This is a genomic window from Serratia sp. CY56464, from assembly GCF_052168435.1.
GTDB lineage: Bacteria > Pseudomonadota > Gammaproteobacteria > Enterobacterales > Enterobacteriaceae > Serratia > Serratia marcescens.
On the sequence record NZ_JBJNMV010000001.1, the window covers coordinates 2,447,176 to 2,471,747 of the forward strand.

A 24,572-nucleotide genomic window follows, 5' to 3' on the forward strand; every position below is an offset into this window, starting at 1 on the left:
ATTCAGCCGGCGCACAGGCCGGGCTGGATCCGGGGAAGAAAAAAATCAGGCGGGATTCGGGATATCGATAAAGGTCACATCAAAGCCGTGGTGCTGGGCCAGCCACTCACCCAACGCTTTCACGCCGCCGCGCTCGGTGGCGTGGTGACCGGCGGCGAAGAAATGTACGCCCATTTCACGCGCGCTGTGAATGGTCTGCTCAGACACTTCACCGCTGATGAACGCATCGACGCCGAAACGCGCCGCGCTGTCGATAAAGCCCTGGCCGCCGCCGGTGCACCAGGCCACCCGGCGAATATGTTCAGGCGCGTTATCGCCGCAGTGCAGCACCGCGCGCCCCAGTCGGCTTTCGATACGCTGCTGCAGCGCTTCACCGGTCAGCGGCTGTTCAAATTCGCCGTGCGGCACCAGCGGCTCGACGTCGCCAATCACCCGGATGCCCAGCGCCTGCGCCAGCTGCGCGTTGTTGCCCAGCACCGGATGCGCGTCCAGCGGCAGGTGGTAGCCGTACAGATTGATATCGTGGGTCAGCAGCGTTTTCAGGCGATTGCGTTTCATGCCGCGCACCGCCGGCGCCTCGTTTTTCCAGAAATAGCCGTGGTGTACGATAATCGCGTCGGCCTGATGCGCCACCGCGGCGTCCAGCAGCGCCTGACAGGCGGTGACGCCGGTCACGATGCGCTGCACGTGCGGGCGGCCTTCTACCTGCAAACCGTTGGGGGCGTAGTCCTGAAACGCCGCGGCGTTCAGTTCCGTGTTGATCAGTTGTTCCAGATCGAGGTTACGCATTCTCTTCTCTCTTCATAGTCAAAATGTCTGCCGGTCGCCCTGCGCCATCAGGATGAATTTCACCCCCAGATCGTTGCCCTGCGTCAGCTGCTGCGCAATGGCGGCGCGCGCGTCTTCGCCCTGCTTCAGGCTGGGCTTGATGTGGCTGATGACCACCGGCAGACCCTTCAGCGAGCCTTCGCCGCCGCTGTACTGCGTCAGGTTCTTCAGCTCCTTCAGCAGCCAGGCCGGCGTCAAATGACCGTACAGATGTTTGTCCTCCATCCCGTTGGGGTAAGAGGTTTCGATAATCATGCCTTTGAGCTTTTTCTGCTCGACAAGCGGCCCCAGCGCGCGCCAGACGGTATCGAGATCGCGCGACTGCTCCACCTTATCCGGCCCGGTATCGCCGAAGTAGGCGAAGAACTCGTTACCGTTGGAAATCAGCAGCATCGACGACGGGTAGCGATCGTGGCTGAGCGGGTACATCACGCCGGTCAACCCGGTCAGCCCGAGGGTAAACCGCTGCTGCGGCCGCACCGTTTGCAGCCGGTAGGTGCCCAGCCGCGCACCGTTGCCGGCGTCGGTAAAGTTCGGCCAGGCCTTCCAGTTAAAGTAGTGATTACGCAGGGTCAGCACGGTGTCAGCCTGGGCGTAAACGGTTTTTTTATTGTCCTCGGGCGAGCCGACGATCAGCCCCGCCACGTGGTCCAGATGGCCGTGGCTGATGAAATAGCCGCCGATCAACTGCCGGAACACATGGCCCTGCGGCGTGTAAGGCGCGGCCAACTCGGCGGTCACCTGCGGGAAGCTGCCCTTCTCCAGCCCTTTGGCGATGCCCGGCAGCAGCGAACCGGCGTCCAGCGCCACATACTGCGGCTGATTGTCGCTGCGGATCAGGTAGGAAGTCAGGTTGCCGTCGCTGACGCCGCCGTCGACGCCCAGCGCCACCACGTCAAAGCCGGCGATCGCCAGCGCGGAATAGCCGCTCAGGCACAGGGCCAACACCTTTTTCATCATTGCGTCGCTCCTTGCAGTTGCCTCAAGACTCTCCCCGTTTCGCCGCCTCGAACGCCGCCAGCGTCTCCAGGCGGGCTTGCTTATGATCGACGATCGGCAGCGGGTAATTCAGCACGCATGGCTGCTTTTCCGCCCAACGGTGAGGATGATGGATGTCATTGTCGGGCACATCCGCCAGTTCCGGCAACCATTTACGGATAAAAGTGCCTTGTGGATCAAAACGTTCACCCTGCGTCGTCGGGTTGAAGATGCGGAAATACGGCGCGGCGTCGGTGCCGGTGGACGCCGCCCACTGCCAGCCGCCGTTGTTGGCCGCCAGATCGCCGTCCAGCAGTTGCGACATGAAGTAGCGCTCCCCGGCCCGCCAGTCGATCAGCAGATCCTTCACCAGGAAACTGGCGCTGATCATGCGCAGCCGGTTATGCATCCAGCCGGTGGCGTTCAGTTGGCGCATGGCGGCATCGACGATCGGGTAGCCGGTCTCGCCCCGCTGCCAGGCCTGCAGCTTCGCCGCGTCATCGCGCCAGCGCACTTTGTCCGTCCAGGCGATAAACGGCCGATGGCGGCACAGCTCGGGATAGGCCACCAGCAGATGGCGGTAGAACTCGCGCCAAATCAGCTCGTTCAGCCAGGCGAAAGCGCCGCTCTCACGATCTTCCAGCAACCGTGGGCATTCGGCGCGCAGGCGATTGAAGCACTGGCGCGGCGACAGCGCGCCAATCGCCAGATAGGGCGACAGGCTGCTGGTGCCGGCGATGGCGGGCAGATCGCGCTGGCGAAGGTAATCCTGCACTTGCTCACGGCAAAAGGCGCGCAGGCGTTGCAGTGCGGCCTCCTCGCCGGCGGGATAGCCATCCCCAACCTCCGCCGCGGGGTAATCGAACGCCGCCGGCACCTCAGGCGCAGGCAACGCGCCACCGGCACGGGTTTTAGGCGCCGGCAGGCAGCTGAGATCGGACTCGGTCAGGCGCTGAATGAAAGCGTTGCGAAACGGCGTATAGACCTTGTACATCTCGCCGCCGCCGGTTTGCACGCTGCCCGGCGGCAACAGCAGGCTGTCATCGAAACCGCGGCACGCCACCCGGTCGCTCAATCGCTGTTCCAACCGCGCATCGCGGCGCCGTTCATTCAGTTCGTACTGGCGATTGTAAAACAGCGCATCTACCTGCTCTCGCTCGCAATAGTCCGCCAGCCAGTCGATCGACGAGGCAAAGTCCGTGCCAGCATGGCAATGCAGCGCAATGCCTTTTTGCGCCAACGCCTGCTGCACCGCCCGCAGGCTGGCGTGGATCAGCGCCGCCTGCCGCGGCGCCATCTCATGTTGCCGCCACTGCTGCGGGGTGGCGATAAACACCGCCAGCACCCGGGCTTCGGGATCGCTGCAGGCGGCGTGCAGCGCTTTGTTGTCGGTGATACGCAGATCGTTACGCAACCAGACCAGATGCGTGGTCATAAAACTCCTTGTCAATCAATGGCCGTAACGCAAATGCAGCGCCTCCGGGTAAGGTTCGAAATAACGTTGTTCCGCCAGATAGCGGTCGGGGTATTCCGCCATGTAATGCTTAAGCAGCGCGATCGGCGCCAGCAGCGGCTGCATGCCCTGCCGATAACGGTCGATCAGGTGCGCCAGTTCCTGACGCTGCGCCGCGCTGAGCTGACGGCGGAAGTAGCCCTGCACGTGCATCAGCACGTTGGTGTGGTTGCGCCGCGTTGCTTTGTGCGCCAACAGCGCCATCAGGCGGCTGCGGTATTCCACGGCGAAGGCCTCCAGCGAGTCCCAGCGGTGAATATCGGCGACGAAGCGCCCCAGCTCGCGATAAGCCGGCTGCGAATGCGCCAACAGTGAAAGCTTGTAGCGGCTGTGAAACGCGATCAACCCGCCGCGGGTCAGCCCCTGGCGCCACAGCATATTCAGCTCATACAGCGCGTACACCCGTTCAATGAAGTTTTCCCGCAATGCCGCATCCTGCAATCGTCCGTCTTCTTCCACCGGCAGCCACGGCATCTGACGCAGCAGTTCAGCGGTAAACAGCCCGACGCCGTTTTTACGCGAGTCTTTGCCGTTCTCGCTGTAGACCCGCACCCGCTCCAGTCCGCAGCTCGGCGACTTGGCGCAGACGATATAACCGCACAGGTGCTGCAACGCGGCCACGCGCTGCGAGGAGAAACTGCGCATCTCCTCAGTCAGATCCACGCCGGCGTCATTGCTGTAACGCATCGCCGGCCACGGCTGCGCCTGTTTCACCAGGCGCAGCGCCGGGCGCGGCGTAGGCAGACCAATCGCCATTTCCGGGCAAACGGGCTCAAAGCGCACATAGGGCGCCAACTGTTCCACCGCAAAGGCCAGCCGCTTGTGGCCACCGTCGAAACGCACCGCATCGCCCAGTAAACAGGCGCTGATGCCGATAGGGATCTTGTCACTCATACCGCTCTCCCGCGTTGTTAGCCGATTGAGGAAAGTGTAGAAGAATGGCTTGCCGAATACGACCTTGCGCTTGATAGGGGCGGCTATAGGCATAAAAAAACCCCCGCCGCAGGGCGAGGGTTTTTCGTGAATCAGTAGTGGCTCAGTAGAAATCGCAGGACGCCAGTTCCGCCTGCTGCAGCCAGACCGGCTTATCGCTGGTTTTTGACCAGACGCGGTGCAGGTAGCTGTAAAAACGCCCGCGATCGCTGCGGAACAGCATCACCGGCAGGGCCAAAATGCCCGCGATCACCACTGCGCTGCGGCGCAGGAGAATCCGATGCAATGAATAAGCGTGATAGGTCGTAGACATGCGAACCTCCTTAAAAACGCCTGCCGTTGATTTGTCAGGGAAAACGGCGTCGGCGTATCAAATGAACAATCGGTAATTTGGTAACTGGACAAAATTTTAGCGCACTTGATGAAAGTTTACTACTCATCCGACCACTAAATCGCACAAAAAATCGCTAATCACCATGCTGATTCGTAATTTTGTTACAATCAAGTTAATTTTTAACTAAACATTGGTTACATTGTGGTTATTATTCGGTTCTTCATCCCACGCCTCAGCCCCTGCTTATTCACACATCAGGCGCAATCTCGCCGCAAGCAGGCTGCCTGAAATGGCCAATTTCCGCTGAAATTTCAGTCATTTTTATACTTTTTTTACACCCGCCGGCGCGATTTTTTCATCTTCTTTCTACCCCTCTCCCTACACTGCCTCTATCAAAAACAACACCTCTGGAGGTGTCCCGTGAGTTTCAGCGTTATTGGTGGTGCGCTGTTGGTTCTGCTGCTGTTGGCCTATCTGGTCTACGCCCTGTTTAACGCGGAGGATTTCTGATGGCGGCTTCAGCCTTTTTACTGATCGCCAGTTTCCTGCTGGTGCTTCTGCTGCTGGCACGGCCGCTGGGCGGCTTTATGGCGCGCCTGATCGAGGGTGAGCCGCTGCCTGCGCTGCGCGGGGTGGAAGCCGGGGTCTGGCGCGCCTGCGGCATCCGCGCCACCGAAATGAACTGGTGGCAGTACGCGCTAGCGATCCTGGCGTTTAACCTGCTCGGCCTGGCGCTGCTGTTCGCCCTGCTGATGACGCAGGGCTCGCTGCCGCTCAACCCGCAAGGCTTCCCGGGCCTCTCCTGGGATCTGGCGCTCAACACCGCCGTCAGCTTCGTCACCAACACCAACTGGCAGGCCTACAGCGGTGAAAGCGCCCTCAGCTATTTCAGCCAGATGGCCGGACTGGCGGTGCAGAACTTCGTCTCCGCCTCCACCGGCATCGCCGTGGCCTTTGCGCTGATCCGCGCCTTCACCCGCCGCGCCGGCACGACCGTCGGCAACGCCTGGGCCGATCTGTTCCGCATCACGCTGTATGTGCTGCTGCCGATCGCGCTGGCGATCGCCCTGTTCTTCGTCAGCCAGGGCACGCTGCAAAACTTCCTGCCTTACCTGCACGTCACCACGCTCGAAGGCGCGCAGCAGACGCTGCCGATGGGGCCGGTGGCCTCGCAGGAAGCGATCAAAATGCTCGGCACCAACGGCGGCGGCTTCTTCGGCGCCAACTCGGCGCACCCGTTCGAGAACCCAACCGTGCTGACCAACTTCGTACAAATGCTGGCCATCTTCCTGATCCCCTGCGCGCTGTGCTTCTCCTTCGGCCAGTTGGCCGGTGAAAACCGCCAGGGCCATGCGCTGATCTGGGCGATGGCGCTGATCTTCGTGGTGGCGGTGGTGGTGGTGATGGTCGCCGAGCTGTCGGGCAACCCGCACCTGAGCGCGCTGGGCGCCGACAGCAACATCAATATGGAAGGCAAAGAGTCGCGCTTCGGCATTCTCGCCACCAGCCTGTTCTCGGTGGTGACCACCGCAGCGTCCTGCGGGGCGGTCAACGCCATGCACGACTCTTTCACCGCGCTGGGCGGCATGGTGCCGATGTGGCTGATGCAGATCGGTGAAGTGGTGTTCGGCGGCGTCGGCTCCGGCCTGTACGGCATGCTGCTGTTCGTGCTGCTGACGGTGTTTATCGCCGGCCTGATGATCGGCCGCACCCCGGAATACCTGGGCAAGAAGATCGACGTTTACGACATGAAGATGACCGCGCTGGCGATCCTGGTCACGCCGACGCTGGTGTTGCTGGGCAGCGCGCTGGCCATCGGCACCGACGCGGGCCGCGCCGGCATCCTCAACCCGGGCGCCCACGGCTTCAGCGAAGTGCTGTACGCCCTGTCTTCCGCCGCCAACAACAACGGCAGCGCCTTCGCCGGGTTGAGCGTCAATACGCCGTTCTACAACCTGCTGCTGGCCTTCGCCATGTTCGTCGGCCGCTTCGGGGTGATCCTGCCGGTGCTGGCGATCGCCGGTTCGCTGAGCGCCAAGCAGCGTCAGCCGGCGGGCAACGGCACCCTGCCGACCTATGGGCCGCTGTTTATCGGCCTGCTGATCGGCACCGTGCTGCTGGTGGGTGCGCTGACCTTCGTGCCGGCGCTGGCGCTGGGCCCGGTGGCCGAGCATTTGCAGCTTTGGTTGGCAAACTAACCGACGTCACAGAGAGAGAATAAGAGATGACTCGCAAACAACGCGCGCTGTTTGAACCGGCCCTGGTGCGCACCGCGCTGATCGATGCGGTGAAAAAACTGGACCCTCGCGTTCAATGGCGCAACCCGGTGATGTTCGTGGTGTATATCGGCAGCCTGCTGACCACCGCCATCTGGCTGGCTATCCTCGCCGGCCAAACCGACGGCGCCGCCGCCTTTACCGGCAGCGTCGCCCTGTGGCTGTGGTTCACCGTACTGTTCGCCAACTTCGCGGAAGCGCTGGCCGAAGGGCGCAGCAAGGCCCAGGCGGAAAGCCTGAAAGGCACCAAGAAAACCAGCTGGGCGAAAAAGCTGGCCGGCCCGCGCCGCGACGGCGCCACGGAGAAAGTGGCCGCCGAAAGCCTGCGCAAGGGCGATATCGTGCTGGTGGAAGCCGGCGACACCATCCCGTGCGACGGCGAGGTGCTGGAAGGCGGCGCTTCGGTGGATGAAAGCGCCATCACCGGCGAATCCGCCCCGGTGATCCGCGAATCCGGCGGCGACTTCTCCTCGGTCACCGGCGGCACCCGCGTGCTGTCTGACTGGCTGGTGGTGCAGTGCAGCGTCAACCCGGGGGAAACCTTCCTCGATCGCATGATCGCCATGGTGGAAGGCGCCAAGCGCCGCAAAACGCCGAACGAGATCGCGCTGACCATCCTGCTGGTGGCGCTGACCATCGTGTTCGTGTTGGCCACCGCCACCCTGTTCCCGTTCTCGCAATACAGCGTCGAGGCGGCCGGCAGCGGCAGCGTGGTCACCATCACCGTGCTGGTCGCATTGCTGGTTTGCCTGATCCCCACCACCATCGGCGGCCTGCTGTCCGCCATCGGCGTGGCCGGGATGAGCCGCATGCTCGGCGCCAACGTGATCGCCACCAGCGGCCGCGCGGTGGAAGCCGCCGGCGACGTGGACGTGCTGCTGCTGGATAAAACCGGCACTATCACGCTGGGCAACCGCCAGGCGTCGGAGTTCCTGCCGGCGCCGGGCGTGAAAGAGCAAGAGCTGGCGGACGCCGCGCAGCTGGCCTCGCTGGCGGACGAAACGCCGGAAGGCCGCAGCATCGTGGTGTTGGCCAAACAGCGCTTTAACCTGCGCGAGCGCGATCTGCAGGCGCTGAACGCCACCTTCGTGCCCTTCTCCGCCCAGACCCGCATGAGCGGCGTCAACGTGCAGGAACGCATGATCCGCAAAGGCGCAGTGGATGCCATTCGCCGTCACGTCGAATCCAATCAGGGCCACTTCCCGCGGGCGGTGGACGACCTGGTGGAAAGCGTGGCGCGCACCGGCGGCACGCCGCTGGTGGTGGCGGAAGGCGCCCGGGTGCTGGGCGTGGTGGCGCTGAAGGATATCGTCAAAGGCGGCATCAAAGAGCGCTTCAATGAGCTGCGCAAGATGGGCATCAAAACGGTGATGATCACCGGCGATAACCCACTGACCGCGGCGGCGATCGCCGCCGAAGCCGGAGTGGACGACTTCCTGTCGGAAGCCACGCCGGAAGCCAAGCTGGCGCTGATCCGCCAGTATCAGGCGGAAGGCCGTCTGGTGGCGATGACCGGCGACGGCACCAACGACGCCCCGGCGCTGGCGCAGGCCGATGTGGCGGTGGCGATGAACTCCGGCACCCAGGCCGCCAAAGAGGCGGGCAACATGGTCGATCTGGATTCCAACCCGACCAAGCTGATCGAAGTGGTGCACATCGGCAAACAGATGCTGATGACGCGCGGCTCGCTGACCACCTTCAGCATCGCCAACGACGTGGCCAAATACTTCGCCATCATTCCGGCGGCGTTCGCGGCCACCTATCCGCAGCTGAACGCGCTGAACGTGATGCATCTGCATTCCCCGGCCTCCGCCATCATGTCGGCGGTGATCTTCAACGCCCTGGTGATCGTGTTCCTGATCCCGCTGGCGCTGAAAGGGGTGAGCTACAAACCGATGAGCGCCGCGGCCCTGCTGCGCCGCAACCTGTGGCTGTACGGAGTCGGCGGCCTGCTGGTGCCGTTCGTCGGCATCAAACTGATCGACCTGATCCTGGTCGCGCTGCACGTCGCCGGTTAACCATTGAGGGAAATGAACATGACGTATTTACGACCTGCGCTGGTGATGGTGATCCTGCTGACGCTAATCACCGGCATCGCCTATCCGCTGCTGACCACCGGGCTGGCGCAGCTGCTGTTTTCGGGCTCGGCTAACGGTTCGCTGCTGTACCAGGGCGACAAGGCGGTCGGCTCCGCGCTGATCGGCCAAAACTTCACGCGCGCCGACTATTTCTGGGGCCGCCCGTCGGCCACCGGCGATTCGGCCTATAATCCACTGGCCTCCGCCGGCAGCAACCTGGCGGCCACCAACCCGGCGCTGGATAAGGCTATCGCCGAGCGCGCAGCGCAGCTGCGCCAGGCCAATCCTGCGATGCGCGGCCCGATCCCGGTGGATCTGCTGACCGCCTCCGGCAGCGGGCTGGATCCGCAGATCTCGATCGCCGCGGCGCGGTATCAGCTGGCGCGGGTCGCGGCGGCGCGTCATCTGCCGCCGGAACAGATCGCCAAACTGATCGAAGACAACACCGATCGGGCCACGCCCAACTTCATGGGCGAATCGGTGGTGAACGTGTTGAAGCTGAACCTGGCGCTGGATGCGTTGAAGTAACGCGCCGTATTCAGCATAGTGATAGGGTTCGGCGTGCCGAACCCCTTTTTGCTTGGTAACACAAGGAATTGCCATGGTCGAAGAAGAACAGCAGCGTCCCGATCCCGATAGCCTGCTGGCGCTGGCCAATGAAAAACCGCGCGGCCGGTTGAAGGTATTCTTCGGCGCCTGCGCCGGCGTGGGCAAAACCTACGCCATGCTGCAGGAAGCCCAGCGCTTGCGCGCTCAGGGGCTGGATGTGCTGGTCGGCGTGGTGGAAACCCACGGCCGCAACGAGACCGCCGCCCTGCTCGACGGCCTGGCGCTGCTGCCGCAAAAACGCATCCAGCACCGCGGGCGACTGGTGCATGAATTCGATCTCGACGCCGCGCTGGCGCGCCACCCGGCGCTGATCCTGATGGACGAACTGGCGCACAGCAACGCCCACGGTTCGCGCCACCCCAAACGCTGGCAGGATGTGGAAGAGCTGCTGGACGCCGGCATCGACGTGCTGACGACCGTCAACGTGCAACATCTGGAAAGTCTGAACGACGTGGTGGGCGGCGTGACCGGCGTGCGGGTGCGCGAAACGGTGCCCGACCACGTGTTTGACGAGGCCAGCGAAGTGGTGCTGGTCGATCTGCCGCCGGACGATCTGCGCCGACGGCTGCACGAAGGCAAAGTGTATATTCCCGGCCAGGCCGAGCGCGCCATCGAGCATTTTTTCCGTAAAGGCAACCTGATCGCTCTGCGCGAGTTGGCGCTGCGCCGCACCGCCGATCGGGTCGATGATCAGATGCGCGAGTTTCGCGACACCCAGGGGCGCGAGAAAGTGTGGCACACCCGCGACAGCATTCTGCTGTGCGTCGGCCACAGCAGTGGCAACGAAAAGCTGGTGCGCATCGCCGCCCGGCTGGCGGCGCGGCTTGGCTGCCACTGGCATGCAGTCTACGTGGAAACCCCCAAGCTGCACCGGCTGCCGGAAAACCAGCGCCGCGCCATTCTGCGCGCGCTGCGGCTGGCGCAGGAGCTGGGCGCCGAAACCGCCACCCTGGCCGATCCGTCCGAAGAGCGTGCGGTGCTGCGCTACGCCCGCGAGCATAACCTCGGCAAAATCATCATCGGCCGCCGCAGCGAGCAGCGCTGGAAACTGCGCGGCAGCTTCGCCGATCGCCTCGGCCGGCTGGGCCCGGATCTCGATCTGGTGATCGTGGCGCTGGACAGCGACGCCGCGCAGCCCCCGCCGGGCAAGGAGCACGACGGCCGCAGCTTCAATGAGAAATGGCGCATGCAGCTGCGCGGCTGCGCGGTGGCGATAGCGCTGTGTGCGCTGATTACCCTGCTCTCGCAGTGGCTGCTGCCGGGCTTCGATCAGGCCAACCTGGTGATGGTCTACCTGCTCGGCGTGGCGATCGTCGCGCTGTTCTTCGGCCGCTGGCCGTCGGTGCTGGCGGCGGTGATCAACGTCGCCAGCTTCGATCTGTTCTTCGTCCAGCCCGAATGGTCGTTCGCCGTCAGCGATATGCAGTATCTGCTGACCTTCGGCGTGATGCTCGCCGTCGGCATCATCATCGGCAACCTGACCGCCGGGGTGCGTTATCAGGCCCGGGTGGCGCGCTATCGCGAGCAGCGGGCGCGTCATCTGTACGAAATGTCGCGCGGGCTGAGCCGCGCGCTGACCGTGGCCGACATCGCCAACACCAGCCGTCATTTCCTCTCCAGCAGCTTCCAGGCGAAAACCGTGCTGCTGCTGCCGCAGGAAGACGGCCGGCTGCAGCAAATGATCGGCGAGGAAGGCGGACTGCTGTCGGTAGACGAAGCCATCGCGCGCTGGAGTTTCGACAAAGGCTTGCCGGCCGGCGCGGGTACCGACACCCTGCCCGGCGTGCCTTACCAACTGCTGCCGCTCAATACCCCCAAACAGACCTTCGGCCTGTTGGCGATCGAACCCAACAACCTGCGCCAGCTGATGGTGCCGGAACAACAGCGGCTGCTGCAAACCTTCGCAGTGCTGATCGCCAGCGCGCTGGAACGGCTGCACCTGGCGCGCAGCGCCGAAGAAGCCAAGCTGGACGCCGAACGCGAACAGCTGCGCAACTCGCTGCTGGCGGCGCTGTCGCACGATCTGCGCACCCCGCTGACCGTGTTGTTCGGCCAGGCGGAAATTCTCACGCTGGACCTGGCGGCCGAAGGCTCCAATCACGCCACCCAGGCCAGCCAGATCCGCCAGCAGGTGCTGAGCACCACCCGGCTGGTGAACAACCTGCTGGATATGGCGCGCATCCAGTCCGGCGGTTTCAGCCTGCGTAAAGAGTGGCAGTCGCTGGAAGAGATCGTCGGCGCCTCGCTGCACATGCTGGAGCCGCTGCTCAGCCAGCATCCGATCGAGGTCGAGCTGCCGCCGGAACAGATCCTGGTCAACTGCGACGGCAGCCTGCTGGAACGGGTGTTCACCAACCTGTTGGAAAACGCCAATAAATACGCCGGCGCCGAGGCCACCATCGGCATTCGCGCCCGCACGCTGCCCGAGTGGCTGGAAGTCGAGGTCTGGGATAACGGCCCCGGCATCCCCGCCGATCAGCTGCAGCTGATTTTCGACAAGTTTTCACGCGGCAATAAAGAGTCGGCGATCCCCGGCGTAGGCTTGGGGTTAGCGATTTGTCGTGCCATTATTGAAGTGCATGATGGCCGCATCTGGGCGGAAAACGGCGCCAACGGCGGCGCCAGCTTCCGCTTCGTGCTGCCGCTGGAAAAACCGCCCGAGATCGACGGCGACGCCTTCGATCTGTAATCAACGCAGGGGAAACGTGAGCATAACGCCAACCAACATTCTGATTGTTGAAGATGAAAAAGAAATCCGCCGCTTCGTGCGCACCGCGCTGGAGAGCGAAGGCCTGCGGGTGTTTGAAAGTGAAACGCTGCAGCGCGGGCTGATTGAGGCCGGCACGCGCAAACCGGATCTGATCATCCTGGATTTGGGGTTGCCGGATGGCGACGGGCTGAGCTACATCCGCGATCTGCGGCAGTGGAGCGCCATTCCGGTGATCGTACTGTCGGCGCGCAACGCCGAAGAGGACAAAATCGCCGCGCTGGACGCCGGCGCCGACGACTATCTCAGCAAACCGTTCGGCATCGGTGAGCTGTTGGCGCGGGTGCGGGTCGCGCTGCGCCGCCACTCCGCCAACCAACAGGAAAGCCCGCTGGTGAGCTTTTCGGCGATCACCGTCGATCTGGTGAATCGCCGGGTGCTGCGCAACGACGAAGATCTGCACCTGACGCCGATAGAATTTCGCCTGTTGGCGGAGCTGCTGGCCAACGCCGGCAAGGTGATTACCCAACGCCAGCTGTTGAGCCACGTCTGGGGGCCGAACTACGTGGAACACAGCCACTACCTGCGCATCTACATGGGCCATTTGCGGCAGAAGCTCGAAGCCGATCCGGCCCGGCCCAAACACCTGCTGACCGAAACCGGCGTCGGCTACCGTTTCATGCCTTAACCCCGGCGAGCGCGGTGTGCCGCGCCTTTACGCCGCCGGGCCTTTCTTCAATCCGACCATAAATTCCTTAAACGCCTCGCGCAGCGGAGCGAACACCGGGTGTTTGCGGTTTTCGATCATCACTTCGGAGAACAGTTTCAACCCCACGGCGAAGGCCGCGCTCTGCTCGGGGCCGAAGTTCAGATCGTCACGCGCCCGAATGCGCTCGACGATCTCGAGAATATCGTCATGATTGGTCACCTCAAAACTCAGCGGTGCCTTCTCGACGGGGTTGCCCTGGCGGTCGCTCAGGGCTTCAACGGTAATGTTAAAACGGTGGCCGGGCATCAGTTATCCTCCTGCTGCGTGGGTTGAATGTGCATTTCGCTTTCGATCGCCGCCACGGCGGTCAGCAACGCGGCGTTGATGCGCTCCACCTGCTGCGGCGTGAGATCGGCGCGCATCACGTTGCCGCGCAGCAGGCTGCGCAGACGGTTCATGGCGTCGTAAATGCCTTCCGCCAGGTTGCCGTGCCGATGATGCTCGCGGCCGGCGCCCGCCAGACGCGCCAGAATGATGTCAACCACCTGTTGATGCTTTTGCAGCTCGCCCTCACCCGCCGTGGTGATGCGGTAGCTTTTTCGGCCGTTGCCGGTGGTGAGCGGTTCGAGAAAATCCTGTTCTTCCAGCAGCGTCAGCGTGGGGTAAATCACCCCCGGGCTCGGCACATACAGGCCGGAAGAGGCTTCCTCGATCGCCTTGATCAATTCGTATCCGTGGCTGGGCTTGCGCGCCACCAGCGCCAGCAACACCAGGCGCAGATCGCCGTGTTCGAACAGACGATGACGCCCGCCCCGGCCGCCGCGCCCACCTCGGCCGTGCTCTTCGCCTTCGCCGCCGAAGTGATGACGCCCGCCGCGATGACGGCGCCCCTCTTCGCACGCATGAGGGTGGTGGTGATGCCGGTGTAAACCTAATCGATGAAACATAGGGTGATACCTCGCTTTAACAGTGAACATCAATACGAGGTTGTTTAGATATATCTAAACAGCGTCGATAACGCTAATCTAGATCGATATATCTAAATGCGCAAGCGCGTGCCGTGAAAAAGATATATCTAAATTACAGGCATAAAAAAAGCGCTGTAAAAACAGCGCTTTTTATCCATCAAGAAAAGCGATTACTTGGCGGAAGCCAGCACTTCGCTGACGATCTCGACCGCTTCGTGCTCAATCTTCTCGCGGTGTTCCGCCCCGAGGAAGCTCTCGCAGTAGATCTTGTAAGCCTCTTCGGTGCCGGAAGGACGGGCCGCGAACCAGCCGTTGTCGGTCATGACTTTCAGGCCGCCGATCGACGCGCCGTTGCCCGGCGCCGCAGTCAGACGTGCGGTGATCGGATCCCCGCCCAGCGTACTGGCCTTGACCATCTCCGGCGACAGCTTGGACAGCGCCGCTTTCTGCGCATGGGTTGCCGGCGCCTGGATACGGTTGTAGCTCGGCGCGCCGAAGCGCTTGGCCAGATCGTCATAATGATGCTGCGGGTTCTCACCGGTTACCGCGGTGATTTCAGCCGCCAGCAGGCACATGATGATGCCGTCTTTGTCGGTCGACCACGGCTGGCCGTTGAAACGCAGGAACGAGGCCCCGGCGCTCTCTTCACCGCCGAAGCCCAGGCTGCCGTCAAACAGGCCGTCCACGAACCATTTGAAACCGACCGGCACTTCCACCAGCTTGCGGCCCAGGTCAGCCACCACGCGGTCGATCATCGCGCTGGACACCAGCGTTTTACCTACCGCCACATCGGCGCCCCACTGCGGGCGATGTTGGAACAGGTAGTTGATGGCTACCGCCAGATAGTGGTTCGGGTTCATCAGGCCTTTCGGCGTGACGATGCCGTGGCGGTCGTAATCCGGATCGTTGGCGAACGCCAGATCGAATTTGTCGCGCAGCGCCAGCAGGCCGGCCATCGCCGACTCGGACGAGCAATCCATGCGGATGATGCCGTCGTGGTCCAGGTGCATGAAGCGGAAGGTCTGATCGATGGAGTCGTTCACCAGCGTCAGATCCAGCTTGTAGTGTTCCGCTACCCGCTGCCAATAGGCGATGCCGGAGCCGCCGAGCGGATCCACGCCCAGCTTCAGGCCGGCGCGTTGAATGGCCGGCATGTCGACCACGTCAACCAGCCCTTCGACATAAGGCTGCACCAAATCTTTGGCGTGCAGGTGGCCGCTGTTCCAGGCCTTGTCCAGCGACTGGCGCTGAACGCCTTTCAGCTGCTGCGCCAGCAGTTCGTTGGCGCGCTTTTCGATCACCGACGTCAGGTTGGTGTCAGCCGGGCCGCCGTTCGGCGGGTTGTATTTGATGCCGCCGTCTTCCGGCGGGTTGTGGGACGGCGTAATGACGATGCCGTCAGCCTGCGCGCCGCCGCGGCGGTTGTGGCACAGAATGGCGTGCGATACCGCCGGCGTTGGCGTGAAGCCGTTGTTTTCCTGCACGATCACATCGACGCCGTTGGCGGTCAGCACTTCCAGCACGGAAATAAAGGCCGGCTCGGACAGCGCATGGGTGTCTTTGCCCACGTAGCACGGGCCGTTGGTGCCCTGCTGATGACGAACTTCGGCGATCGCCTGAGCGATGGCGAGGATGTGCGCCTCATTGAAGCTGTGGCGCTGCGCGCTGCCGCGGTGGCCGGAAGTGCCAAACTTCACCGCATGTGCGGCATTGCCGGCTTCCGGTTGCAGCACATAGTACTGCGACGTCAGCTGGGCTACGTTGATCAGATCGCTTTGACGGGCGGGCTGCCCGGCACGTGGATTATTCGCCATCGACATATCTCCCTCATCCCTGTCGGTGACCGGGCAAATACGTCGCGCACGGCCATCATGACGGGCTGTTCGCTAAATTAGACGGTACCGCAAACTTTCTCGATCAGTTCCGCCGGGAACTGCATCGCCTGCATGATGTGTTCGATCATGCTGCGCTTGCGGCCGGTATTGGTATTGGTGATCACCCAGTAAGGGGTGCCCGGCACATGCTTCGGCTTGGTGTGCGTGCCGTTGGCCAGCAGGGTCTGCTGATCGCCGGCGAAATAGGTGCGGGTGCGGCCGGTCAACGCCTCGGTGGCGGCGGCGAAACCGGCGGCATCGAGGGTGTACAGCGTGGACAGCACCAGCATGAAACGGTTGACCGCTTTGTTCTGCTCGGCGTATTCATCCGACAGCAGCAGTTCACGCACGGCGCGTACGCGATCGCGCGGGCGCTGAACCGGCGCCGCTTTTTCCAGTTCGACGGACGACGACGCACTGGCGGCAGGCAACGCGCGCACCGGCTGACCGGCGGTGAATTTCAACATGCGGCGTAAAATATCGGACGCGCTTTCACCGATGTGTTGCGTGTGGCTGGCAATATAACGGTAAAGCTCTTCGTCGACTTCAATAGTTTTCATCTTTATCCAATACTGTTTTTTCTACTTAGAACCTGAAGCCAGATCCTGCATTCAAGCCATGGGATTATAAGGTTAAAAGCGCTGGGGCGAACACAACAATGTGCCTCCGGACGGCAAATGCAGACTAATACCTATAGCCGGCACTGCCAAGCCCGCGCCGCGAAAATTCCGCATGATTCATCGTGCGATTCAATCATGATACCCTAATCTGAATCTCTCTCAGTATGAACTTCGCCATGAAATTACATTATCAACTGCTGGCCGCCGAGTCAGACGCGCTGCCGGTGCTGCTGATCCACGGCCTGTTCGGCAATCTCGACAACCTGGGCGTGCTGGCGCGCGATCTCCATAAACAGCACAGTGTGATCAAGGTCGATCTGCGCAACCATGGCCTCTCCCCGCGCGCCGACGACATGAACTACCCCGCCATGGCGCAGGATCTGCTGGCGCTGCTCGACGAACTGCAGCTGGAGAAAGCGATCGTCATCGGCCACTCGATGGGCGGCAAAGCGGCGATGGCGCTGACCGCCATCGCGCCCGAGCGCATCGCCAAGCTGATCGTCATCGACGTCGCGCCGGTGGATTACCAGACCCGACGTCATGACGAGATCTTCACCGCGCTGAAGGCCGTCAGCGCCGCCGGCATCACCCAGCGCCAGGCGGCCGCCCAGTTGATGCGCGACTACCTGCAGGAAGAAGGCGTGATCCAGTTCCTGCTGAAGTCCTTCCATAACGGTGAATGGCGCTTCAACCTGCCGGTGCTGATCGAACGCTACGAAGACATCACCGGCTGGCAGGAAGTCCCGGCCTGGCCACACCCGACCCTGTTCATTCGCGGCGGCCTGTCGCCGTACGTGCAGGACAGCTACCGTGCAGACATCGCCCGCCAGTTCCCGCAGGCCCGCGCGCACGTCGTCGCCGGCACCGGCCATTGGGTGCACGCCGAAAAACCGGAAGCGGTGCTGCGCGCCATCCACCGTTTCCTCGGCGAAGCCTGAAAAATACGTTAATCTGGCGAAAAAACGCGCTAAAGATAACGGCTTAGCGCGTTTAGCCCGCAGTTAGGCATTGTCGCCGCTCCATCTGCTGGGGTAATATGGCGCGCTATAATTTTGCCGCCGCGCCAGCGCGTTCGCGAACGCCGGTTCGGGGGTAAATTTGGGTTAGGGTTTATTGGCCCGAAGTGTGTTAATCGATGCCTCCGGAAGCGTGCGAGCGCTTTTTGATGCAAACTCCCTTGCAGTACCGCTACCTATGGCAAAAGAACAAACGGATCGCACGACGCTGGATCTGTTCGCAGATGAACGCCGTCCGGGGCGCCCGAAAACCAACCCGCTTTCCCGCGATGAACAGCTTAGAATCAATAAGCGCAATCAGTTACGGCGCGATAAAGTGCGCGGATTGCGGCGCGTAGAGCTGAAAATCAACGCGGATGCGGTGGACGCCCTGAACAAACTGGCGGAACAGCGCAACATCAGCCGCAGCGAACTCATCGAGCAGATGCTGTTGGCGCAACTGGCGGAAGAACAGCCGGAACATTGATCTCTTCGGCCGCACGCGCGGCGCGGCGTTAAGGACAACGCCGGATCGACCACGCTTTTCTTCATCCTTCGGCATCGCATAAATGCGATAAAACCCCGGCGCCACTTTCTGGCATGATACGCATTTACCGGTAAGAGACTGCGCCTGTCGGCGCCCGCCACCATGGCGAAAGGCTCTTGTCATGGCATCATTTTAATCGGCGGCAGTGCCGGCGCCGAGTAATGCAATTAATTGAATTTAAAGGTTATACGCGATATGGCTACTGTAGGCATTTTCTTTGGCAGCGACACTGGCAATACCGAAAACATTGCCAAAATGATCCAGAAAATTCTTCAGAAACAGTTTGGCGACGATGTCTCAGAAGTGCATGACATCGCCAAAAGCAGCAAAGAAGACCTGGAAGGGTTCGATATCCTGCTGCTGGGTATCCCGACCTGGTACTACGGTGAAGCGCAGTGTGACTGGGATGATTTCTTCCCGACGCTGGAAGAAGTCGATTTCAACGGCAAACTGGTGGCGCTGTTCGGCTGCGGCGACCAGGAAGACTACGCGGAATATTTCTGTGACGCGATGGGCACCATCCGCGACATCATCGAACCGCGCGGCGCGGCCATCGTGGGCCACTGGCCGACCAAAGGCTACCACTTCGAAGCATCCAAAGGCCTGGCGGACGACAACCACTTCATCGGTCTGGCGATCGACGAAGACCGTCAGCCGGAGCTGACCAATGAGCGCGTGGACGCCTGGGTCAAACAGATCGTCGAAGAGCTGAGCCTGGCCGATATCGTCGGCTAAACGCCGGTACTGGCGAAAGGTTGAACAAAGGCCCTGTAAAGTGCATAGTGTGCCGACAGGGCCGTCATCGGCAACAGGGATTGCTGCGATAGAAGCTACAGATTTGTAACTTCCCACCCCGTCACGGTAGACTGAGATATCGGTTTATCCCATCCATCAAGGCGTTGCATGCAAAACATGCAATAGTGCAATTATATCTTTGTTAACAACCGGCGGTTTCCATTTAGTACAACCGGTTCTATAATGAGACGCATTAACTCTTTGTGCCGACCGATGCCACAGGCGAGTACGCCTCAACTTGATTAGCATAGTAACAGGACTGAATTCGCATGACCGACAACAACATCGCATTGAAGAAGGCCGGCTTAAAAGTCACGCTTCCGCGACTCAAAATCCTGGAAGTACTGCAAAATCCGGAATGCCATCACGTCAGTGCGGAAGATTTGTACAAAAAACTGATTGATATGGGCGAAGAGATCGGCCTGGCGACGGTTTATCGCGTACTGAACCAGTTTGACGATGCGGGCATTGTGACACGTCACAATTTCGAAGGCGGCAAGTCCGTGTTCGAGCTGACCCAACAACATCACCACGATCACCTGATTTGCCTGGACTGCGGCAAAGTGATCGAATTCAGTGATGAATCCATCGAAGTGCGCCAGCGTGATATCGCCAAGCAGCACGGCATCAAGCTCACCAACCACAGTCTGTACCTGTACGGCCACTGTGAAACCGGTGACTGCCGCGAAGACGAATCGCTGCACGACAAGAAATAAGCCTGACCGGCTATGAAAAACCGCCTCACATTGGGGCGGTTTTTTTATGCCCGCCGTACAACGGGCAAAAAAATCCCCGGACAAGCCGGGGGAAGATCATGTCATGAAATACTACAATTGCAGCGGCACTGCGACTCCACGTACTGCTCTCACTTCAACATCCGCCCCACGCCGGCACGCGCGGGGGCGAACGCATTCCCCCTTCATTATGATGCGGCCCACCGCCAGAACCACGGGCCCCGGAGCCAGACCTAGACCTTCTCGGCGCGGCTGTAGCGTTTACCGTCCGGGCTGACCGAACGCACCTGCACTTCACCGGAGACCGCCGGCTTGGCCTTGGCGTCATAGCGCTGCCACTGCTTGCCGCCGTCGGTGGAATACTCGATGCCCAATCCCGGCAGCGCGATATTCGCTTCCAGCTTGCCGCCCGCCACGCGGGCGCCCGGCACCGGCAGACGATAAGCGACGCCGCCTTTGTCCAGCTTGGCCAGTTCACGTTGGCCCAGGATATTGGCGAAGCGCAGCCAGTCTTTCTCCAGCGCCTGGGTATCGACAAAGTGGGTTTCCCCGCCTTTGTATTCGCGGCCGGCGCGATAGTCCTGCTCCCAACCGGCGCGGTGCCAGGCGCGTTCCGCCACCGAAAGCGCGCGCGGGAAGATCATGTATTCCATCTGCGGATCGGTGCGCTGGGTTTCGCTCCACAGCTGAGCGGACAGACCGTAGGCGCCCGGCCACGGCTTGTCGCTTTTGGCGTTGAAGTGGTTGCCGTCGCGGTCGACCGAGGTTTCCGCGTTCTGCGGCATGTTGTCCGGCGCGAAGCTGAACACCTTGCGCTCGTCGCTGAAGCGGGTGCCCCAGTAGTAACCGCGCTCGTCCGGATTCACCTCGTAAGGGAAGTCCATGTAGACGTAGTCCGGGTTGGAAACCACCACTTCATACCCTTTATTGGCCCAGTCGTTAACGCTGTCGAAACCGCCCCAATACAGGGTGTCCCAGAAGTTGACGCCCACGCGCGAGGTGGCGAACGCCTTCGAACTTTCGGCGTCTTTCAGGCCGTCTTGCCAGGCCTGCATTCTGTCGATGCCGTGCGCCTTCACCAGCTTGCTGACCTCCTGGCCGAAGTAGCTCGGCAGGTGCTCCATGTCGGCTACTTTGCCCTCTTTGATCATCGTCTGGCACACCTGCGACTTGGCCCACGGCTTGTCTTCATTACTCTGGTCAATGATGCCTTTACCCGGTTCCGGTTTCGCCTTGTCGGTATAGCCGGCGCCCAGGCGGATGTTTTTCGCCTCATCGCCGCCAAAGTGCCAGGTCTTGATCGGCTGCCCGGCTTCTTTATGCATCTGGGCAATCTCGCCGATCACCTTGTCGACAAAGCGCTGGGAGGAATCCAGGCACGGGTTCAGGTAGCTCTGGCGGTTAAAGAACTGCACGGAGGTGGTGTTGGAGGTATCGGTCGGATCCACCAGACGGAATTCGTTGGCCTCCTGCTCTTTGCCAGCGGCATGCAGCTTTTTATAGCGCGCTTCCATCGAAACCACCGCGGCGCGGGCGTGCGCCGGCATGTCGATCTCCGGGATCACCTCAATCTGGCGCGCCTGGGCGTATTTGATGATGTCGATGTAGTCCTGACGGCTGAAGAAGCCGCCGTAGACGTCCGGCCCCTGGCCATACTGCGGCAGCAGGCAGGTGGTTTCGCTCAGATCGTGGCAGCGCTGGCCGCCGACTTCCGTCAACTCAGGCAAGCCGGGGATCTCGATGCGCCAGCCTTCGTCATCGCTCAGGTGGAAGTGGAATTTATTGAGCTTGTAAGCCGCCATCTGATCCAGCAGACGCAGCACCGCGTCCTTCTTATGGAAGTTGCGCGCCACGTCGAGGAAAATGCCGCGATACGGGAAGCGTGGCGCATCGCTGGCGTCCAGCGTGGCGATCTTGCCGCTGCCGTCGCTCGGCACTAACGACAGGATCGACTGCAGCCCGTAGAACACCCCGGCCTGATCGAAGCCGATCACTTGCGCCTCTTTCTTGCCGATTTTCAGCTCATAGGCGCCCGATACCGCCATCGCGCCTTTAAACTTGCCCGGCTGGATATCGGTCTTGATCGGGTAACCGTTGGTCTGAACCGGCACGCCCAGCAGCGCGAAACGCTGACTGACGACGTCCGCCGCCGGCTTGACCAGCGTGCTCAGATCCAGCGCCACCCCTTTGCGCAGGTCGGCGTCCTGTGCGTGGACCTTCACCTGCATCGGCGTCGGCACGATCTTGCCGCGCAGCGCGCCGGCGGGCAGCGTCTGCAGATCGGCATTGCTGACAAAGCGCGAAGCCGGCGTCATCAGAATGTTTTTGTCGTCCTTGGTGCGCTTCCACTGGTCGCCGGTGAACGGCGCCACAAACTGATCCAGGTTTTCGGTGTCGGTATTCGCCAGCATTTTCGGCTTGGCGTCGCCGGAGGTGGCATACCAACGCGGCAGGAAGTCGTTTCTGAACAGCTGCCAGTATTCGGCGACCACCGGGATTTCCACCGCCTTACCGGCCGGGAAACCGCTGAATTTGGCGGTCGGCTCCAGCTTGTACAGATCGCCGGTCAGATGCGCGATCTTGAACTGGTCGTTGTCCACCCGCAAGGTCTGCCGCGGGCTGTGGAAATAGATGACCCAGTCTTTGCCGTCGATCGCCTGGCCGTCGTTGCTGAGGGTGAACAACACCCGGTTGCAAGAAGCCCAGTCAGCGCCCAGCGCCGCGCAATCCACGCCGTTTTCGCCGGCGCGGTTATCCAGCATTTTCACGTTCAGCTTCAGCTGGCTCAGTTGATCCACCAGCTGTTGATCGGCCATGGCGCTCCCCATACCGCCCAGGAATCCCATCGTTGCCGTCAAGGCGGCAAGCGCGCTCAGTTTGAATGCGTTCATCTTCTCATCCTTCTTAATTATTGTTATCGCGAATTTCTTGCCACAGCTTGCCGCACTTGGCGTCATAAGCCTGACCGTTACCGCTGTGAACCGCCATAATGCAGTTCTGATAATCCATCACCCGCACCGTTTCCTGCTCAGCAAACTGCTGGTGCTGTTTTTCTTGTTTCAGCACGTTCAGCACCGACTTGCAGGGCTGCAGACGCTCCGGCGAACCTTCGGCGGTGTTGATGCAGGCGCTGTAAGCCTGCTTCAATTTGGCGTCTTCCGGCGGTGCGGCGGGTTGCGCACAGGCGCTCAAGGCCGCGGCGGCCGCCAACATCAGCATGATTTTTTTCATCGTTGAATTCCCTTAACTGCCCCCGGCGGCGAGGCCGGGGAACGCATCAGAAGATGGTGAATGGCGCGATGACCATGAACTTGACGTCTTTCTCGTCCTGGAAGATGTTGCCGTAACCGCCGCCCCAGCTCGGGATGTTGGTGTGGTTGTCATACTGGGTATAGTGCAGCTTGATCAGGGTGCCCTTGGCGCGCCCTTCCTGGATGGTGTACATCGCGTCCAGGCTCCAGGCGCTCTCTTTCAGGCGCTGGCTCTGATCGTAGATTGGGTTGGTGCTCGGCTTGGCGTCCCAGGCGTAAACGTAGGAGCCGCCGACCGCCATGCCCGGCAGGTTCCAGTTGCTGAGGTCGTACATCACGCCGGCGTACACCGCTTTCTCGCCGTTGGCGTTAAAGTCGGAGCGGTTGTCCCACCACACGTCCAGACGGCCGTTGGATGAGGCGTAGGTCGGGGTCATACGCTGCAGGAAGAAGCCCTGGTTGCCTTCCGCCTTGACCATGGTGCCTTCCAGACGCCAGTTGAACTGGCCGGTGGTGTAACCGAAGGTCAGCGCCTGCAGCCAGGCCAGGCCGTCGTAGATGCTGTTCGGATCGTTCTTGTCGCTGATGCGGTCTTCCGCGCCGTAGAACTGGTAACTGGTGGTCAGCGGGTTGCCCAGCAGATCGAATTTGTAAGACGCCTTGGTGAAGTACTGATTCACGTAACCCTGGGCTTGGCCGAAAGCGGCTTCCAGCACCAGATCGTTTTTGAAATCGTACTTGGCGCCCAGCGAGTGCAGATAGGAGACGCGGGTTTTCTTATCATTCTGGCGGAAGTCGTCCACCTCGATATGCCACGGCGCCTTGTATTTGTCGGCCCACATGTAGGAGAAGCTCAACGCGCCGGCATCGCCGTAGTCGAACTTGGCGCCGGCCTCGGCGCCCTGATAGGTGCCCGGCATAAAGCTCCAGTGCGGCGCCAGCAGGGTTTGGCCGCTCGGCTGAATGTAGCCGGCGCGCGCCCAGACCGGGCCGTATTTGAATTTGGCGGCGGCTTTGTACAGGCTGATACCGCCTTTATCACCGGAGTAGTCTTCGTCGTAGGTACGGTTCTTCGAGGAGAACGCGATTTCGTTCGGGTGACCGCTGGCGCTGGATTCAGCCAGTTCGATGGCGGTAAAAGTGCCGACGTCCAGACCGAACATGTCCCAGGCGTAGCCCGACGCGAAATCCAGGCTCAGGTTGGCGGTGGAATGCGACAGGTTGGTGGTGTATTGGTTGTAATCCTTGCTGTCCGGATTGAGATCTTTACGGTCACGCTCACGTTGCCAGTAATAGATGCCGCCGGTCAGCGTGGAATCATCGATAAACCCTGCGGCTTTCGCCTCAGGCGCCATGGCAAACCCTGTTCCCAACAGCGCGCCCGCGACTGCGAGCGCCAGCGTTTTACGCTGAGCACCGTGCGTACCCATAGTGAAATTCCTCTTTGACTTAACTTAAAAGTTGCAGCCGCCTGTGTTCACCACTGCCCTGCACGACTGCCAATAAAAAACCCGAACGGGTAAAAAAAATTGCCGACGAGATGTTATTCCCACAGCACTAATTGCTACAGACAGACTATTTTTCGCGACGCGAATTATCAAACAAAAAATGCGGGAGATTTGTCAAAGTATGACAAGCAGCACATATCAGTGATATTTTGTTACGCCGGTGTTCATGGAAGGTGTCGAATAAAAAATTCAATTAAATCAGAATAAATTGAGATACAAGGTCAACCAGAGACGATTAATGGTTTCAGCCTGGCCGAATTCGTCAGCCAGAAGATAAAATCTGAGAGCGCTCTCTAAATGAAATTAATTCGCATC

22 protein-coding genes are annotated in these 24,572 nt (G+C 61.1%); 10 read left to right on the forward strand and 12 right to left on the reverse strand.

From position 1 onward, the window contains the following. Positions 1-45 precede the first annotated feature (45 nt). The 5 genes from ACJ8KE_RS11955 to ACJ8KE_RS11975 all read right to left on the reverse strand — a co-directional run bounded on the left by ACJ8KE_RS11955 (position 46) and on the right by ACJ8KE_RS11975 (position 4,565). Entirely contained in the window at positions 46-789 is a 744-nt protein-coding gene (locus ACJ8KE_RS11955) for a type 2 GTP cyclohydrolase I (RefSeq protein WP_016928738.1), read from the reverse strand. Between the two features lie 18 nt (positions 790-807). Further along, positions 808-1,788, reverse strand: a complete 981-nt coding sequence (locus ACJ8KE_RS11960; RefSeq protein ID WP_016928739.1) for an MBL fold metallo-hydrolase — start codon at positions 1,786-1,788, stop codon at positions 808-810. 22 nt (positions 1,789-1,810) lie between these two features. Next, on the reverse strand, positions 1,811-3,241 hold the full coding sequence (gene phrB, locus ACJ8KE_RS11965) for a deoxyribodipyrimidine photo-lyase (protein WP_442517248.1): 1,431 nt from the start codon (positions 3,239-3,241) through the stop codon (positions 1,811-1,813). A gap of 15 nt (positions 3,242-3,256) precedes the next feature. After that, entirely contained in the window at positions 3,257-4,213 is a 957-nt protein-coding gene (locus ACJ8KE_RS11970; RefSeq protein ID WP_442517249.1) for a YbgA family protein, read from the reverse strand. Positions 4,214-4,355: 142 nt separating this feature from the next. Further along, positions 4,356-4,565, reverse strand: coding sequence for a YbfA family protein (locus ACJ8KE_RS11975; RefSeq protein WP_004939916.1), 210 nt, complete (start codon positions 4,563-4,565; stop codon positions 4,356-4,358). Positions 4,566-5,006: 441 nt separating this feature from the next. Here ACJ8KE_RS11975 and ACJ8KE_RS11980 point away from each other — a divergent pair, with 441 nt between their 5' ends. The 6 genes from ACJ8KE_RS11980 (at position 5,007) to kdpE (ending at position 12,944) form a co-directional block, all read left to right on the forward strand. After that, positions 5,007-5,096, forward strand: coding sequence for a K(+)-transporting ATPase subunit F (locus tag ACJ8KE_RS11980; protein ID WP_016928742.1), 90 nt, complete (start codon positions 5,007-5,009; stop codon positions 5,094-5,096). Continuing rightward, positions 5,096-6,784 (forward strand): potassium-transporting ATPase subunit KdpA, encoded by a 1,689-nt coding sequence (kdpA, locus tag ACJ8KE_RS11985; RefSeq protein WP_117287042.1) that lies wholly within the window; start codon positions 5,096-5,098, stop codon positions 6,782-6,784. The genes ACJ8KE_RS11980 and kdpA overlap by 1 nt, the downstream gene beginning before the upstream one ends. A 26-nt stretch (positions 6,785-6,810) precedes the next feature. Beyond that, entirely contained in the window at positions 6,811-8,880 is a 2,070-nt protein-coding gene (kdpB, locus tag ACJ8KE_RS11990; RefSeq protein ID WP_016928744.1) for a potassium-transporting ATPase subunit KdpB, read from the forward strand. Between the two features lie 18 nt (positions 8,881-8,898). Further along, positions 8,899-9,468: a potassium-transporting ATPase subunit KdpC gene (gene kdpC, locus ACJ8KE_RS11995; RefSeq protein ID WP_049300339.1), complete on the forward strand. Its 570-nt coding sequence runs from the start codon at positions 8,899-8,901 to the stop codon at positions 9,466-9,468. A gap of 73 nt (positions 9,469-9,541) precedes the next feature. Beyond that, the gene (gene kdpD / locus ACJ8KE_RS12000) at positions 9,542-12,238 is read left to right on the forward strand and encodes a two-component system sensor histidine kinase KdpD (RefSeq protein WP_049300333.1); all 2,697 of its coding nucleotides are present in this window, start codon (positions 9,542-9,544) and stop codon (positions 12,236-12,238) included. 16 nt (positions 12,239-12,254) lie between these two features. Next, positions 12,255-12,944, forward strand: coding sequence for a two-component system response regulator KdpE (kdpE, locus tag ACJ8KE_RS12005; RefSeq protein ID WP_016928747.1), 690 nt, complete (start codon positions 12,255-12,257; stop codon positions 12,942-12,944). A gap of 27 nt (positions 12,945-12,971) precedes the next feature. On the opposite strand, the gene ACJ8KE_RS12010 is transcribed toward kdpE, so the two are convergent. From ACJ8KE_RS12010 to seqA, 4 genes are all read right to left on the reverse strand, one after another. Further along, the gene (locus tag ACJ8KE_RS12010; protein ID WP_004939927.1) at positions 12,972-13,271 is read right to left on the reverse strand and encodes a DUF3861 domain-containing protein; all 300 of its coding nucleotides are present in this window, start codon (positions 13,269-13,271) and stop codon (positions 12,972-12,974) included. Beyond that, positions 13,271-13,912 carry a PadR family transcriptional regulator gene (locus tag ACJ8KE_RS12015; RefSeq protein ID WP_097102610.1) on the reverse strand — a complete coding sequence of 214 codons (642 nt, stop codon included), beginning with the start codon at positions 13,910-13,912 and terminating at the stop codon, positions 13,271-13,273. The genes ACJ8KE_RS12010 and ACJ8KE_RS12015 overlap by 1 nt, the downstream gene beginning before the upstream one ends. Before the next feature lie 191 nt (positions 13,913-14,103). Further along, positions 14,104-15,747, reverse strand: a complete 1,644-nt coding sequence (gene pgm, locus ACJ8KE_RS12020; protein WP_261105756.1) for a phosphoglucomutase (alpha-D-glucose-1,6-bisphosphate-dependent) — start codon at positions 15,745-15,747, stop codon at positions 14,104-14,106. A gap of 77 nt (positions 15,748-15,824) precedes the next feature. Then, positions 15,825-16,367 carry a replication initiation negative regulator SeqA gene (gene seqA, locus ACJ8KE_RS12025; protein WP_016928751.1) on the reverse strand — a complete coding sequence of 181 codons (543 nt, stop codon included), beginning with the start codon at positions 16,365-16,367 and terminating at the stop codon, positions 15,825-15,827. 224 nt (positions 16,368-16,591) lie between these two features. On the opposite strand from seqA, the gene ybfF reads away from it, so the two are divergent. The 4 genes from ybfF to fur all read left to right on the forward strand — a co-directional run bounded on the left by ybfF (position 16,592) and on the right by fur (position 19,480). Next, positions 16,592-17,365, forward strand: a complete 774-nt coding sequence (gene ybfF / locus ACJ8KE_RS12030; RefSeq protein WP_016928752.1) for an esterase — start codon at positions 16,592-16,594, stop codon at positions 17,363-17,365. Positions 17,366-17,621: 256 nt separating this feature from the next. Then, positions 17,622-17,909 (forward strand): LexA regulated protein, encoded by a 288-nt coding sequence (gene ybfE / locus ACJ8KE_RS12035; protein ID WP_004939936.1) that lies wholly within the window; start codon positions 17,622-17,624, stop codon positions 17,907-17,909. Between the two features lie 255 nt (positions 17,910-18,164). Then, a complete protein-coding gene (gene fldA, locus ACJ8KE_RS12040; protein WP_004939938.1) occupies positions 18,165-18,704 on the forward strand; it encodes a flavodoxin FldA in 540 nt (179 codons plus the stop codon). Positions 18,705-19,033: 329 nt separating this feature from the next. Further along, entirely contained in the window at positions 19,034-19,480 is a 447-nt protein-coding gene (fur, locus tag ACJ8KE_RS12045) for a ferric iron uptake transcriptional regulator (protein WP_004939939.1), read from the forward strand. Positions 19,481-19,731: 251 nt separating this feature from the next. Here fur and ACJ8KE_RS12050 read toward each other — a convergent pair whose 3' ends face one another. Genes ACJ8KE_RS12050 through chiP form a run of 3 tightly spaced genes read right to left on the reverse strand, consistent with a single transcriptional unit; the run spans position 19,732 to position 24,179 of the window. Then, on the reverse strand, positions 19,732-22,389 hold the full coding sequence (locus ACJ8KE_RS12050; RefSeq protein WP_016928753.1) for a beta-N-acetylhexosaminidase: 2,658 nt from the start codon (positions 22,387-22,389) through the stop codon (positions 19,732-19,734). Between the two features lie 13 nt (positions 22,390-22,402). Further along, complete coding sequence (chiQ, locus tag ACJ8KE_RS12055) at positions 22,403-22,729, reverse strand: ChiQ/YbfN family lipoprotein (protein ID WP_016928754.1); 327 nt, start codon at positions 22,727-22,729, stop codon at positions 22,403-22,405. Positions 22,730-22,775: 46 nt separating this feature from the next. After that, a complete protein-coding gene (chiP, locus tag ACJ8KE_RS12060) occupies positions 22,776-24,179 on the reverse strand; it encodes a chitoporin ChiP (protein WP_016928755.1) in 1,404 nt (467 codons plus the stop codon). Between the last annotated feature and the right edge of the window lie 393 nt (positions 24,180-24,572).

Excerpts from the sequence above, each read along its gene's own strand:
- ACJ8KE_RS11955 (WP_016928738.1), bottom strand. The coding sequence starts at position 789 with ATGCGTAACCTCGATCTGGAACAACTGATCAACACGGAACTGAACGCC.
- ACJ8KE_RS11960 (WP_016928739.1), bottom strand. The coding sequence starts at position 1,788 with ATGATGAAAAAGGTGTTGGCCCTGTGCCTGAGCGGCTATTCCGCGCTG.
- phrB (WP_442517248.1), bottom strand. The coding sequence starts at position 3,241 with ATGACCACGCATCTGGTCTGGTTGCGTAACGATCTGCGTATCACCGAC.
- ACJ8KE_RS11970 (WP_442517249.1), bottom strand. The coding sequence starts at position 4,213 with ATGAGTGACAAGATCCCTATCGGCATCAGCGCCTGTTTACTGGGCGAT.
- ACJ8KE_RS11975 (WP_004939916.1), bottom strand. The coding sequence starts at position 4,565 with ATGTCTACGACCTATCACGCTTATTCATTGCATCGGATTCTCCTGCGC.
- kdpA (WP_117287042.1), top strand. The coding sequence starts at position 5,096 with ATGGCGGCTTCAGCCTTTTTACTGATCGCCAGTTTCCTGCTGGTGCTT.
- kdpB (WP_016928744.1), top strand. The coding sequence starts at position 6,811 with ATGACTCGCAAACAACGCGCGCTGTTTGAACCGGCCCTGGTGCGCACC.
- kdpC (WP_049300339.1), top strand. The coding sequence starts at position 8,899 with ATGACGTATTTACGACCTGCGCTGGTGATGGTGATCCTGCTGACGCTA.
- kdpD (WP_049300333.1), top strand. The coding sequence starts at position 9,542 with ATGGTCGAAGAAGAACAGCAGCGTCCCGATCCCGATAGCCTGCTGGCG.
- ACJ8KE_RS12010 (WP_004939927.1), bottom strand. The coding sequence starts at position 13,271 with ATGCCCGGCCACCGTTTTAACATTACCGTTGAAGCCCTGAGCGACCGC.
- ACJ8KE_RS12015 (WP_097102610.1), bottom strand. The coding sequence starts at position 13,912 with ATGTTTCATCGATTAGGTTTACACCGGCATCACCACCACCCTCATGCG.
- pgm (WP_261105756.1), bottom strand. The coding sequence starts at position 15,747 with ATGGCGAATAATCCACGTGCCGGGCAGCCCGCCCGTCAAAGCGATCTG.
- seqA (WP_016928751.1), bottom strand. The coding sequence starts at position 16,367 with ATGAAAACTATTGAAGTCGACGAAGAGCTTTACCGTTATATTGCCAGC.
- ybfF (WP_016928752.1), top strand. The coding sequence starts at position 16,592 with ATGAACTTCGCCATGAAATTACATTATCAACTGCTGGCCGCCGAGTCA.
- ybfE (WP_004939936.1), top strand. The coding sequence starts at position 17,622 with ATGGCAAAAGAACAAACGGATCGCACGACGCTGGATCTGTTCGCAGAT.
- fldA (WP_004939938.1), top strand. The coding sequence starts at position 18,165 with ATGGCTACTGTAGGCATTTTCTTTGGCAGCGACACTGGCAATACCGAA.
- fur (WP_004939939.1), top strand. The coding sequence starts at position 19,034 with ATGACCGACAACAACATCGCATTGAAGAAGGCCGGCTTAAAAGTCACG.
- ACJ8KE_RS12050 (WP_016928753.1), bottom strand. The coding sequence starts at position 22,389 with ATGAACGCATTCAAACTGAGCGCGCTTGCCGCCTTGACGGCAACGATG.
- chiQ (WP_016928754.1), bottom strand. The coding sequence starts at position 22,729 with ATGAAAAAAATCATGCTGATGTTGGCGGCCGCCGCGGCCTTGAGCGCC.
- chiP (WP_016928755.1), bottom strand. The coding sequence starts at position 24,179 with ATGGGTACGCACGGTGCTCAGCGTAAAACGCTGGCGCTCGCAGTCGCG.